Genomic DNA, 12,634 nt, shown 5'->3' with positions numbered 1-12,634 from the left:
CTGGGCGGGCTCAGCCGTTCCGTGCTAGAGGCGAGGGCGTAGCGTTCGGGGGCGTGTCGCGGCATGGAATGGGTGTTCATCGTCGGCCTGACGGTGTGGATCGCGGTGCAGCACCAGTCGCTGGACCTGGTGAAGCGCCAGCTGAGCAAGGCCTTGGCCGAACTCGAGGGCCTGAAGGCCTCGCGGAACTGGTCCGAGCCCTCCGCGCCGCGTGAGGCCGCCGCGCCGCTCCCGCCCGAGCCGATCCAGCCTGAGCCGAAACCTTCGCCCTGGGCTATCGAGCCGAAGGCCGCCGAACCGCCGCGCGCGCCGCCGCCTGCCGAACCGGTCTCCGATCCCAGGCCCATTCCAGCGCCGGCCCCGCGTCCGGCGAGCGTCGCCCGGCCGATCATCACCCGCGAGACCGCCTCCACCTGGCTGGCCGAGAACGGCCTGGCCTGGATCGGCGGCGGGGGCCTGGCGCTGGGCGGCCTGCTGCTGGTGGCCTATGCGGCCCAGAAGGGGATCTTCACCCCGCCGCTGCGGATCGCCGCGGCGGTGGTGCTGGGCGCCCTGATGGTGCTGGCCAGCGAGTGGATCCTGCGCCGCAAGGCCGATATGAGCCGCCACCTGCTCGCCGCCGCCATCGCCGCCGGGGCCGGGGCGGTCACCCTGTACGGCGCGGTCTGCGCCGCGCACGGCCTCTATCACCTGATCCCGTTCTGGCTGGCGGCGAGTCTGGCCGCCGCCGTGTCGCTGGGCCTGCTGGCGCTGTCGCTGCGCCACGGCGAGCCGCTGGCCCTGGTGGCCATGGTCGGCGCCGCCGCCACCCCGATCGTCACCGACATCTCGTCCTGGTCGCCGGTCGTCTTCGAGGCTTACGCCCTCCTGATCGGCGCCACCGGCTTCGTGCTGGCCGCCGGCCGCCGGTGGGGCTGGACCAGCCTGGCCACCGCCGCCGGCGTGGCGGTGCTGAGCCTGCCGCCCCTGGCCGACCGGCAGCACGCGGCCGCCGCCGTCCTCGTCGCCCTGGCCGCCGGCGGACCGCTGGCCGCGCTGTGGCGTCGCCGGCGGACGGGCGAGACGGAAGCAGAGGTGCTGCGCCTGCGCCAGGCGGCCATGACGGCGCTGCTCGGCGCGGCCGTGCTGGCCCTGGCGGTCTGGTACGCCCCGCCCAGCCCCGCCGGGGCCGCGGCCGGCGTGCTGAGCGCGGTCCTGCTGGGCCTGACCGCCCTGGCGATCGCCACGCGCGTGGCGCCGCCCGGCCTGTTCGCCGCGCCGGCCATCGCCACGGTCTTCGCCGCCATGACCTGCCTGCTGTTCGAGGGCGACGACGTGGGGATCGCCGCGCGGCCGCCGTGGCTGCACCTGCTGCTGGCGACGGCGCCGCTGACGGCCTTGCCGGCGGCGTTGCGGCTGCACGGGCGCCAGCGGACGCAGCTGCTGGCCATCGCCGGGATCACGACGGCCGTGGCCGCCAGCCTGGCCTGGGTGCTGCTCGACGAGGCCCGCTTCGGCTACGCCTGGAGCCCTGCCGCCCTGCTGGGCGCGGGCATGTTCGGCCTTTCGACGCTGATCGCCCGCCGGTCCGAAGAGCCGTCGCGGGACCTCGGTCTGGCGCTGTGGCTGGGGGCGGCCGCCGAAATGGTCTTCCTGGCCGTTCACGGCGCCGTCCAGCCGAGGTTCGAGCCGGCCGCCTTCGCCGTGGCGGCCCTGGCCCTGGCGTTCGCCGCCCGCCGGCTGCCCTGGCGAGGCCTCGCCGAGGCCAGCGTCGTGGCCGGCCTGCTGGCCCTGGTCGTGATGCTGCGCCCGGCCTTCATCGGTCCGGCGCTGGAGGGACGCTTACCGCTGCCGCTGCCGCTGGTGGCGGCCGTGTCGGGCGCGGCCGCCGCGATCGCCTTCGCCGCCGCCTGGCTGCTGAAGACCGCCGGACGCCGCAACGAGGCCGAGGCGCAAGGCGCCTCCGCCCTGATGGTTCTGCTGCTGGGCCTGTTCATCGGCGTGCACGTGGTCGTGGTCGGCAAGCCCGGCGGCGCCTCGACGTTCCTGCTGGAGGCCTCGCTGCGGACCCTGATCCTGCTGGCCGCGGGCCTCGTGCTGGTGCTGCGGCAGGGGCCGGTCGACGGCCCGCTGGCCCGTTGGCGCACCCTGCTGGTGGTCGGCGCGGGCCTCGCCCATGGCCTGCTGCTGCAAGGCCTGGTCGCCAACCCCTGGTGGGGCATGGGCGAGGTTCCGGCCGGACCGCCGCTGTTCAACACCCTGCTGCTGTCCTACCTGGCGCCGGCCCTGCTGCTGGCCGTCGCGGCGTGGCGACGACCGGTCGACGCGGCCGGGCGCGGCTGGGTTGTCGGGGCCGCCGCCTTCGGCCTGCTGTGGGCGGTCATGGCCCTGCGTCACGGGATCCATGGCGGGGCCATGGGCGTGGCGGCGATCGGGCGCGGCGAGATCGCCGGCTATGCGGTGCTCGCCCTGGTCGCCGCGCGCGGCTTCCTCGACCCGCGCCTGGCGGCGCGGCCGGCCGCCAGCTGGCTGGCGCGGGCCGCCCCCACGATCGGCTGGATCGCCGTGGTGCTGGCCATCCTGGTGTTCGGCCTGCTTGCCAATCCCTGGTGGGGACCCGAGCAGGCGAGGCTGTCGCCGCTGATCGCCGCCCTGCTGCTGGCCCTGGCCCACGGCGCGGGCGCGGCCTTGCTGCTGGAGCTCGGCCGCCAGGGCGGGCCGTTCGGAACGACGGCCAGGGCCAGCGCGATCGGCGTGCTGTTCGTGCTGGTCAGCCTGATCGTCCGCTACGGCTTCCATGGTCCGGCCATGGGCGCCTCGATCGACGCCGGCGGGCTCGAGACCTGGACCTTCTCGGCCGTGTGGGCGGCCTTCGGCCTGGTGGTCTTGAGCCTCGGCTCGGCCCGCAAGGACGCGGTGCTGCGCTGGGCGGGCCTTGTGGTGCTGCTGCTGACCGCGGCCAAGGTGCTGCTGGTCGACCTGGCGCGGCTGGAGGGCGTGGTCCGCGCCGCCTCGTTCCTGGCCGTCGGCGCGCTGCTGCTGGGCGGGGCCGTGCTGGTGCGCCGCCTCAACGCCCGGACGGCGAAGACGCCAGAGCCGCCCAGCGCCGACTAAGCCGGCCCGTCAACTCCCGGGCGTCGGCGTCTCCAGGCTCTTCAGCCGGTTGACCGCGTTGGTGTTGCCCGGGTCGAGCGCCAGCGAGCGGCGGTAGTGGACGATGGCGGCGGCCTTGTCGCCGTTGACGGCATAGGCCTCGGCCAGGCTGTCCTGGGCGTTGCCGCTCTTGGGGAACAGCTCGGCGGTCAGGGCCAGCACCGACAGCGCCTTGGCCGGTTCGCCGAAGGCCAGCAGGCGATAGCCCCAGTCGTTCAGCTCGTGCTCGGCCGGCTTGAAGCCCGGGGCCTGGCGCTGCCTGGCGATCACGCCGGCGAAGGCGGTCTTCGGCTGGCCGGCCAGCGCCGCGCGCAGGGCCGCGACCCCGGTCAGCTTCATGCCGGGGATGAAGAGCTGGGCGATCTCGTCGATGGCGTCCTCGGGCGTGCCGCCGGCCAGGTTGCTGAGGATCGCCACGCCGACCTTGTCGTCCGGATAGAGGTAGACGGCGTTGCGGCTGCCGCCGGTCATGCCGACGACCAGGCGGTCGGGCCGCTCCAGCACCAGCCAGCCCATGCCCCACTGTCCCAGCTGGCCGTCGGTGTAGGGAACCTGGGTCCACATGGTCTTGCGCGCGGATGGACCCAGCAGACGGCCGTCCATCAGGGCGATCATCCAGCGGCCCATGTCGTCGCCGGTGCTGTCGAGGCCGGCAGCCGCGCGGGCCAGCGGCGAGAACACCTCCTTGCGCACGCTAGGCTCGTCGGGCGTTGCCTGGCGATAGCCATAGGACGTGGCGCGCGAGGGACCCGGATCGCGGCTGTCGCCGTAGCGCGAGCTCGCCATGCCGGCGATGGCGAACTGCTCGCCGCCCAGGGGCGTGGTGACCGGCAGGCCGCGCAGGCGGTCGATCGCCATCTGCACCAGGGCGTAGTTGGTCTGGCAGTAGTGGAAGCGCTGGCCGGGGGGAAACAGCACCGGCGCGGCCAGGGCCTCGTTCCAGGCGACGGCCTCCTCGACCGCGCCGTCCTTCTGGCGTGGCACGAAGTCGGGCAGCCCCGACGTGTGGCTGAGCAGGCGACGCACCTGGATGGAGCGCCAGGTCTCCGGCAGGCCCTCCACGTAGGCGCCGATCGGCTTGTCGAGATCCAGCCGCCCGGCCTCGACCTCGCGCATGGCGGCGACGCCGGTGAAGGCCTTGGTGATCGAGTTGATCGGGAAGGTGGTGGTCGGCGTCACCTTGGCGCCGACGGCGAGGTCGGCCACGCCGTAGGCGCGCGAGAAGACGATCGCCCCGTCCTTGACCACCACCACCTGCGCGCCGGGCACGTGGCGCTCGGCCATGAACCGCCGCACGAGGGCGTCCGCGCGGGCGGCCGGGTCCGGTTCGGCCGCGAAGGCGAGCGGCGAAGCGACGAAGGTGGAAGCGGCGAGCGCCGGACAGGCCAGTCCGGCCGCCAGCAAGGCGCGGCGGTTCATGATGCGATTACCCCTGGAGCCGTCCCCGCCCCGGCGGGCAAGGGACCAGCCCCGCGCGCGGCGGGCCAGTTAATCTTCGGTCATGCGGCGCCGGTTTCCTTCGAAGGCGAACCCGCCTAGGAAGACCCCATGCCGACCGGACCCGACATGATGCTGGAAGCCGCCTGCGGACCGGGACCGGTCTGCGGGGTCGACGAGGCCGGCCGCGGGCCGTGGGCCGGGCCGGTCAGCGCCGCCGCCGTGATCCTGGATCCGGCGCGGATACCCAAGGGGCTCAACGACTCCAAGAAGCTCTCGGCCAAGGCCCGTGCGGCCCTGGAGGCCGAGATCAAGGACATGGCTGTCGCCTGGTGCGTGGGCATGGCCAGCGTAGAGGAGATCGAAGAGCTCAACATCCTGCACGCCGCGGGCCTGGCCATGCGGCGCGCGGTCGAGGGCCTGTCGGTGAAGCCAAGCTTCGCCCTGGTCGACGGCAACTACCGCTTCGTCCTGCCGTGCGAGGTCAAGACCGTGGTCAAGGGCGACAGCCTGTCGTGCTCGATCGCGGCCGCCTCGATCCTGGCCAAGGAAGCCCGCGACCGGATCATGGTCGAGATGGACACGGTCTATCCCGGCTACGGCTTCGCCGGCCACAAGGGCTATCACGCCCCGATCCACCTGGAAGGCCTGAGGAAGCTTGGCCCCTCGCCGATCCATCGCCTGGGCTGGGCGCCGGTGAAGCTGGCCCTGGCGGGCGGGCTGGCGGGCGGGCTGGCCGGCCCGTTGGACGGCGACGAAGCCTAGGTCGCGCTCAAGGCCGCTTTGCAGGCCTTCCAGCGCGGCGACTTCGGCGTGACGACCAGCTTCAGGGCGTTGTGGTCGGCCATGAGCACGTCGCCGCTGATCGGGAACGGGCCAAAGACATTCGTCAGAAAATCGGGGGCGAAGCCCTCGCCGCCGCGAACCCGCAACACCTCGCCGTCGGCGTCCAGCGTGAACAGGCCGTCCTTGGCGCGAACCAGCGCCAGCCGCTGCCTGGGCAGTTCGAAGAACTCGGGCGAAGGCGATCCGCCGGTGACGAACCGGGCCTCCACCTTCCGCAGGCGTCCGGCGGCCGTCAGCTCGAACAGCCCGCGCCGCGCCACGACATAGGTGCGGTCCAGCGAGGCCAGGCGGACCACTTCGGGATGGCGGCCGAGGGCGGCCGTGGTCCCCTCGGGGATCGGCGTCAGCACGCCCCGCCGATAGAGGGCTAGTCCCTCGTCGCCGCGGATCACCAGGCCTTCGCCGCCGGTCAGGTCGTAGGCGCGCGCCAGTTCGTCGAAGGCCGGCCAGGCGGGGGCGCTCATGGGAACGAACCGCTGCTCGACCAGGCGTTGCCAGCCCAAGGGAGCGCCTGGCCTGACGCGGCCGAAGCGGATGATGTCGCCGGTCGTCGGCGAGGCGGCGGTCCACCAGCCGCCCGGGTCCAGTTTCCTGTCATGGATCGCCGTCACGTCGACGATACCAGCGCGCCGGGACGAGGCCGGATCCGGCGACAGGGCCAGCACCAGGTGGTCCTGGTAGGTGGAGAGCAGGGCCACGCCGGCCTTGGGCACGGGCCGGACATCCACGATCCTGTCATCTTGCCGCCAGCGCAGCGGGGGAAGGCGGCCGGCCCTGCGCCAGGCGCCGTCGGTGTAGCGAACCGCCAGGGCGCCGTCGTCGCCCTCGAACAGCGCCGCGCCGAGGCCCGGCAGGTCATGGATGTCGATCACCCGGGCGACGCCCGCGGCCGTCAGGCTGGCCTGTTCGGACCAGGGCGTGACCGCGTCGCCGCGGACCTGACGGACGCGCCCCTGGCGCAGCACCAGGGTCAGGTCGGCGTCCTCGATCCGGCGGATGACGGGGCCGCCTGGCAAGACCTGGTCGCCAAGCTTGCCGATCGGCGCGAAGGCGGTCGCGCCGGCCTTGCGGGCCAGGACCACGTCGCCGCGCATGCCGACCACGCGGTCCAGGGCGGGCTCGTGGACCATCTCGAGGTCGAACAGGTCCCTGGGTGTCGGTCCGGGATAGGGGACGTAAGAGCCCCGGGCGTCGATCGTCCATTCCCCGCCGCGATTGTAGGGACGGATCCAGGGCTCGTCCGAGCCGGGGATCATGCGCACATTGGCGACCATGCGGTGGACCGCGTCGATGTCGGCCTTGGTCGGGCGGCCGTCCGCCACGGGCATGGCGCAGAAGCGGTCGGACCAGGCGTCCGCTGGCCGCGCCGGGGCGAGCGACGGAATCTCGGGCTCGGGGGGCGGGGTCTTCGCCTCGGGAGTGCAGGCCCCAAGGCCCAGCAGCGTCGCCAGCAGCGCCCATCGGTTCATCGCCGCTCAGGCCTCCGCTTCCCAGACCGCCAGCGCCCCCAGCTGGCGCAGGCGCGTGAACAGGCGCTTGAGGTTGGCGTGGTTGGCCTGCGCCATGGCGACCAGGCGGGGCGGCGCGTCAGGCGGCGCGGCGGCGACCCAGCCATCGGCCCGACGCAGGCAGAAGCCCTGCGCCTCCAGCCCGTTGAGGTGGCGGCGGACGGTTTCGGCCGGCACGCGCAGCGAGCGGGCCAGGCCCGCCGTTCGGGCGGCCTGCCCGGTCGTGGCCGGATCGCGGGCCCAGGCCGGCAGGTCTTCGGCCGCCAGCGCCTCGATATTGGCCACCACCAGTTCCAGCAGCACGCGGCTGGCGATCAGGGCCCCGGTCAGCGCGATCAGGTCGTTGCAGGCGCGCAGCACGTACTCCGACAGCGCCCAGTTCAAGGCCCGCAGGGGCGGGGGTCCGGCTCCGGCCGGCGCCGACTCGTCCGTCGCCAGGGCGCCGATCGCCTTCAGATCGTGATGAAAGCGGCGGGCCCGATCGCTGCGGGCCTGCATCTGGACGCGGTAGGCGTCGGTGGTCACCGCGCCGTTGGGGACAACCACGCCCTGCGGCCCGACCACGCACAGGCCCTCGCGCGCCAGCCGCAGCACCCGCCGGCGCACGGTCTCGAACGGCAGGACCAGCGACTGGGCTACGGCGTTGACGCTGACCGGCCGCCGCAGGTCGTCGGGCGCCGACTCCGCCGCCCCGCCATAGACGGCCATCAGCGCGGGGTCGCGCATCACCGTGGCCATGTTGGCGTCCAGCGCGGCGGTCAGGATCCAGGCGTCGAGCAGGTCGTGGTCGCCGCGGGTGATCTCGATGGTGTCGCGCACATAGACCAGCGAGGCGCGGACTTCCTCGCCAAGACGGCGCGCCGGCGCGGGTGCGGAGGGGCGGGATGTCGCCGGCGGGTCAAGCATCGCTGGAACAGAGCAAGCGCGAGGGCCGGGCGCAAGACCGCGGAACGCTCAGAATGAGTAGCGAGACGAGTATTTTTCTCCCGCGCGCGCCGCTTACAGTCCGCGCCGTCCGATTGCGGCCGTTCTCGGGGGAGGGCGGGCCGCGAACCGTTCGTGATCCGGCTGGGGGGCTGGAGCCGACGGGGGAGCGGGAAGCGTGCGGGGGCGCGCCTCCCGCTCCTGGGATCTTCCTTGGAAAATCGATCAGCGTCGCCGCGCCGCCAGCGCCCAGGCCGTCACCGCGATCGACGCGCCCAGCGCCGCGGCGCCGATCCAGTCCCAGATCCCGTCGTCGAGCAGGGCGGCCACGAGGCCAAAAAGGCTGAGCGCCGCCACCACGGCGGGAACGCGGAACACCTGCCATAGCGAAAGATGCGGGCGGCTCATCGCACGCTTCCACGCTTGACCAGCCACAGATAGACGCCCGAGCCCAGGATCACGATGGTGGCCAGGTCGAGCAGCGCCCACAGGATCTTCAGCGGCAGGCCGCCGTAGTCGCCGAAGTGCAGCGGCTGCGACAGCGACAGGGTCTTCACGTACCAGGGCGTGGGGGCCACGGCCGACAGCTGGCCGGTGCGGGCGTCGATCAGGGCCGGGGTGGTCAGGTGCGCCGTCAGCGGCGTGTCGCCGTGGAAGAACACCGCGTAGTGGTGGTCGGTCGAGTAGCTGCTGCCGGGGAAGGCCACGAACTGCAGCTGCTTGCCCGGCAGGGCCAGCTTGGCGCGCTCGACCGCGGCCGCCAGGGAGCTGCGCTCGTTCGAGGGCGCGGGCTTGTCGTAGGCCTGCGTCAGCTCCTTCAGCGCCGTGTCCTTCCAGTAGGCGATGATCGGCGTGGCCAGGGTGTTGACGACGCCGGTGACGCCCACGACCAGCACCCAGGCCAGGGTCACCGCGCCCAGCAGGTTGTGATAGTCGAGCCAGCGGGTGCGGGCGGCCTTGCGGGCCCGCACCGTGCCGAACGGGAGCTTGCGCATGAACGGGGCGTAGAGAACGACGCCCGAGACCAGCGCGGCCACCAGCAAGAGCCCCATGGCCCCCAGGAACAGCATGCCCGCCAGGCCCAGAAACATGTCGGTGTGCAGCTGGAGCAGGAACTCCATCACCGGATGGCCGGCGACCGAGGGCGCCGGATCGCCGCTGGTCTGGTCGATCGGCTGGAAGCTGTAGCCCGCCTTGCCCGGCTTGACGGTGGTGACGTTCACCACCGGCCGTTCGACGTCGAAGCTCATGAAGGCGGCGACCTCGCCCGGCTTGCGCGCGAGCGCCGTCTCCAGCACCTGGTCGAGGCTGAGCCTGGGGCCGTCCGGGTGGGCCGGCGTCCAGGCCTGGTGCATCGCGACCTCCTCGATCTCGTGGGTGAACACGAGCGGCAGGCCGGTGACGCACAGCATCAGCAGGAACAGGGTCGAGACCAGGCTCGACCACTTGTGGACCCACGACCAGGCGCGGAGCGTCGACGACTTCATCGGGGTCTTAGAAGTCCGTGGTGACCGACAGGCGCAGGGTGCGCGGGGCGCCCAGCGTCAGGTAGTTGGCGCCCGGATAGCCGCCGACGGCCACCCACTGGTTCTTGTCGGCCAGATTCTCGATGCGGGCCCGCAGGGTGATCGGACGGTCGCCGGCCTCGAAGGCATAGCGCGCGCCGATGTCGAAGCGGGTCCACGAGCCGAGCTTGACCGTGTTGGTCGCGTTGGCGGCCTGCGAGCCGGTGTAGACCGCGCGGCCCTCCAGGGTCAGGCCCTCGAGCGCGGCGAGGTCGTACTCGACATTGAGGTTGGTCTGGAACTCCGGCACGCCGATCGGGGCCTTGCCCTCCAGCGAGGCGTCGAGGGCGCGCTCGACCTTGGCGTCCAGCCAGGTCGCGCCGCCGATCAGGCGCAGGCCCGGCGTCAGCTCGCCGTAGGCGGTCAGTTCGACGCCCTGGTTCTTCTGCTCGCCGCCGGCGCTGTAGATGCGGCTGGCGGTGTCGAAATACTCGCTGGGCTGGGTGGTGCGGAACAGGCTGACCGTACCGCCGAAGGAGCCGGCGTCGTACTTGGCGCCCAGCTCGGTCTGTTCGCCGCGGAACGGCGACAGGATCTCGCCGGCGTTGGCCACGGCCACGCCGTTGACCGCGCCAGGGGCCGTCTTGCCGGGGATCAGGGCCTGCGCGTAGTTGGCGTAGAGCGAAACCTGGCCGGTCGGCTTGTAGACCACGGCCACCGCCGGAGTGGTGGCGTCGCCGTCATAGGCGCCGCTGCGCGCGCCGGTGTTGTAGTCGTACGAGCGGGTCTCGATCTCCTGGTAGCGCACGCCGGCGGTGACCAGCAGGCGCTCGTCCAGGAACGACAGGGTGTCGGCGATCGCGACGCTGCGGGTCTTGGAGCGCTCGGTGACGTTCGGGTCCGACAGCGAGCCGCCGATGAAGAAGTCGGCCGCCGGCTTGGCCACCTGCACCGGCGTATAGAGGCTGCTGGTGAAGCCCGCGAAGCTGGAGAAGGCGTAGGCGTTGCGCGACTTCAGGTTCACCTGGGCGATCGAGGCGACGAGGCTGTGGCCCACCGAGCCGGTCTCGAACCTGGCGCGCAGGCCCGCGTCCGCCGAGACGATGGTGTCCTTGCGGACGTTGTCGAAGCGATAGGCGCTGATCGTGCCGTCCGCCTGGGCGGTGGGGTTGGCCAGGACGTTGTCTTCCTTGCCCTTGCGGCCGCCGATCGCGGCCCAGGCGCTGACGCCGTCGGTCAGGTCGAACTCGCCGCGGGCCGCGCCGAACAGCTGGCGTTCGTCGGTATAGGTCCAGTCCTGGGCGAAGTTCTTGCCGGCCGAAGGGGCCTTGGGGATGGCGCCGGCCGGGGTGACGGTCGGGCGCGGGGCGTCGATGTGGTGGTCCTGCCAGCCGAGGTCGGCCGAGAAGCGGGCGCGCTCGCCGCGGCGGTCCAGGCCCAGGCCGATGACCTTCAGGTCGCGGTCCTGGCCGTCGATATTGGTCTCGCCGCCGTGCAGGCCCAGGTTCAGGCGCGCGCCGTAGGCGTCGTCCTGGCCGAAGCGGCGGGCCACGTCGGCGGTGGCGTAGAGCTGCTCGCCGCCGTCCCAGCCGGCGGTGACGCGGGTCAGCGGCGCACTGCCGGCCCGCTTGGGTACGAGGTTGAAGGCGCCGCCGACGCCGCTGCCGCCCGGGGCCGCGCCGTTCAGGAAGGCGTTGGCGCCGCGGAACACGTCGACGCGCTCGACCAGCTCGGCGGCCACGAACTGCCGGGGCAGCACGCCGTAGAGGCCGTTATAGGTCATGTCGTCGGAGTAAACGGGGAAGCCGCGCACCACGTACAGCTCCTGGAAGTTGCCGAAGCCCTTGGTGACGCGCACCGTCGGGTCGTTCTGCAGCACGTCGCCGATGCTGATGGCCTGCTGGTTGCGGATCAGCTCCTCGGTGTAGCTGGTCACCGAGAACGGTGTGTCCATGGTGTCGAGCGCGCCGAGCAGGCCCACCCGCGCGCCCTTGGCGACCTGGCCGCCGGCATAGGCGGGCGGCAGGCGCACCTGCGAGCCGGTGACGATCACTTCCTCGACGGCCGTGGCGTCGGCGTCCTGCGCCAGGACGGGGCTCGCGGCCAGGGGAGCGAGCAGGGCGGTGGACAGCAGCAGGGCGAGGCGGGGCGACACGGGACTTCTCCGACAGGTGAGAATGCGTCGCGATAGAGGGAAAGTGCTGAGGCTGCAATGTCTGAGCGCGTTAGGCGGGGATTCAAAATTTATATACTTTTGATTGCGTCCGCTCTCGTGCTTTGCTGGTCGAACTCGGTTAGGTCGGGCGTAGCTTCAACGGCATGGGCCGCATTCAATCGTTTCAAGAAACGCGTTTCGCACGATCCTTCACCTTAACATCTCCTAGATTTTTGTTGATCGTTATGCTTATGCTTCTTCTTGCAAGATGCGATACTTTTTCTGGATCTGGATCAGATCCCGCTACGCAATGTGAATCTGCGACTTGATGAATCCAGACCCTTCCTTTTACAATTTCTAAATTGCCTAGATCCTCGCCGGATATTGGGTCGATTACCCTCTGTCCGACCTCGTAGATTAGATACGAATATCCAGTTTCTACGCCGTCTGATTTTCCGGCGTTAAGTACGACTTGGTAGTCGTTCAGAACCATGGCCACGTAAAGGTCATTGATATTTTTTGTCATTGGCCGTTACTCTTTTATGATGATTCCTGGTCGCAGAAATACGCGACCGCGAACGCCGTCATTGTTTTCTGACAGTTTCAAAGCAATTTCTGTATTGATATCCGGATCGTAAGATATTTCCATAAGGGATCGCTTATCGGCTTGAACATTGGTTACTATGCATGTTCCGAGTAGCAATTCGTGATTTCCATCTTTATAGTATGCTCTTGCGGCCATGTCGAAGCCTATATGGTCATTTGGTTCTGTTAATAGGCTTCGCCCTGAGTTCAGTACTTGATCAATTTTTATTGAAACGACTGGTTTGCTATCGCGTTGTGAAAGGTGCCAGAGCAGCGATATAATAAGAGAAATCAAAATGGCCGAAATCGCCCCGGTTATCCAGACGCTAACCTGCCACTCCGCGGGGACAAATCTTGTCGCGTAGCCATAAATCCCTCCGGTCAGGCCGAAGGGCCAGGCAAATTCCTTTATTACTCCAACTATTTTTTTGAGCACGCGCCACCCCTAGGTTGTGAAGCGCTAGCTTAAATTTGCTTCTCCGTAAACGTATAAAGCGGCAACTACGGAGTGTGTGGCGTTAGTATCCGGCCCTTCTAAAAGC

The 12,634-nt window shown here is 70.5% G+C and carries 10 protein-coding genes; 2 read left to right on the top strand and 8 right to left on the bottom strand.

Features of this window, described 5'->3' with window-relative positions; all coding sequences use genetic code 11:
- The first annotated feature begins 63 nt into the window (after positions 1–63).
- The gene (locus tag V6S85_RS18440; RefSeq protein ID WP_334349848.1) at positions 64–3,093 is read left to right on the top strand and encodes a DUF2339 domain-containing protein; all 3,030 of its coding nucleotides are present in this window, start codon (positions 64–66) and stop codon (positions 3,091–3,093) included.
- A gap of 9 nt (positions 3,094–3,102) precedes the next feature.
- Here V6S85_RS18440 and V6S85_RS18435 read toward each other — a convergent pair whose 3' ends face one another.
- Positions 3,103–4,551 carry a serine hydrolase gene (locus V6S85_RS18435; RefSeq protein ID WP_334349847.1) on the bottom strand — a complete coding sequence of 483 codons (1,449 nt, stop codon included), beginning with the start codon at positions 4,549–4,551 and terminating at the stop codon, positions 3,103–3,105.
- A gap of 129 nt (positions 4,552–4,680) precedes the next feature.
- Here V6S85_RS18435 and V6S85_RS18430 point away from each other — a divergent pair, with 129 nt between their 5' ends.
- Positions 4,681–5,334, top strand: a complete 654-nt coding sequence (locus tag V6S85_RS18430) for a ribonuclease HII (RefSeq protein ID WP_334349846.1) — start codon at positions 4,681–4,683, stop codon at positions 5,332–5,334.
- On the opposite strand, the gene V6S85_RS18425 is transcribed toward V6S85_RS18430, so the two are convergent.
- The 7 genes from V6S85_RS18425 to V6S85_RS18395 all read right to left on the bottom strand — a co-directional run bounded on the left by V6S85_RS18425 (position 5,331) and on the right by V6S85_RS18395 (position 12,528).
- Positions 5,331–6,884 (bottom strand): hypothetical protein, encoded by a 1,554-nt coding sequence (locus V6S85_RS18425; protein ID WP_334349845.1) that lies wholly within the window; start codon positions 6,882–6,884, stop codon positions 5,331–5,333. The genes V6S85_RS18430 and V6S85_RS18425 overlap by 4 nt on opposite strands.
- Positions 6,885–6,890: 6 nt before the next feature.
- Positions 6,891–7,829, bottom strand: a complete 939-nt coding sequence (locus V6S85_RS18420; RefSeq protein ID WP_334349844.1) for a hypothetical protein — start codon at positions 7,827–7,829, stop codon at positions 6,891–6,893.
- A 243-nt stretch (positions 7,830–8,072) separates the two neighbouring features.
- Positions 8,073–8,255, bottom strand: coding sequence for a hypothetical protein (locus tag V6S85_RS18415; protein WP_243410505.1), 183 nt, complete (start codon positions 8,253–8,255; stop codon positions 8,073–8,075).
- Positions 8,252–9,334, bottom strand: a complete 1,083-nt coding sequence (locus V6S85_RS18410; protein WP_116566164.1) for a PepSY-associated TM helix domain-containing protein — start codon at positions 9,332–9,334, stop codon at positions 8,252–8,254. Before V6S85_RS18410 ends, V6S85_RS18415 begins: the two co-directional genes overlap by 4 nt.
- A 7-nt stretch (positions 9,335–9,341) precedes the next feature.
- On the bottom strand, positions 9,342–11,507 hold the full coding sequence (locus V6S85_RS18405; RefSeq protein ID WP_334349843.1) for a TonB-dependent receptor: 2,166 nt from the start codon (positions 11,505–11,507) through the stop codon (positions 9,342–9,344).
- Between the two features lie 184 nt (positions 11,508–11,691).
- Complete coding sequence (locus V6S85_RS18400; RefSeq protein WP_334349842.1) at positions 11,692–12,033, bottom strand: hypothetical protein; 342 nt, start codon at positions 12,031–12,033, stop codon at positions 11,692–11,694.
- 6 nt (positions 12,034–12,039) lie between these two features.
- Complete coding sequence (locus tag V6S85_RS18395) at positions 12,040–12,528, bottom strand: hypothetical protein (RefSeq protein ID WP_334349841.1); 489 nt, start codon at positions 12,526–12,528, stop codon at positions 12,040–12,042.
- Between the last annotated feature and the right edge of the window lie 106 nt (positions 12,529–12,634).

The organism is Caulobacter sp. CCNWLW153 (genome assembly GCF_036889365.1).
Lineage (GTDB): Bacteria > Pseudomonadota > Alphaproteobacteria > Caulobacterales > Caulobacteraceae > Caulobacter > Caulobacter radicis.
This window is presented reverse-complemented; position numbering and strand designations above follow the sequence as displayed.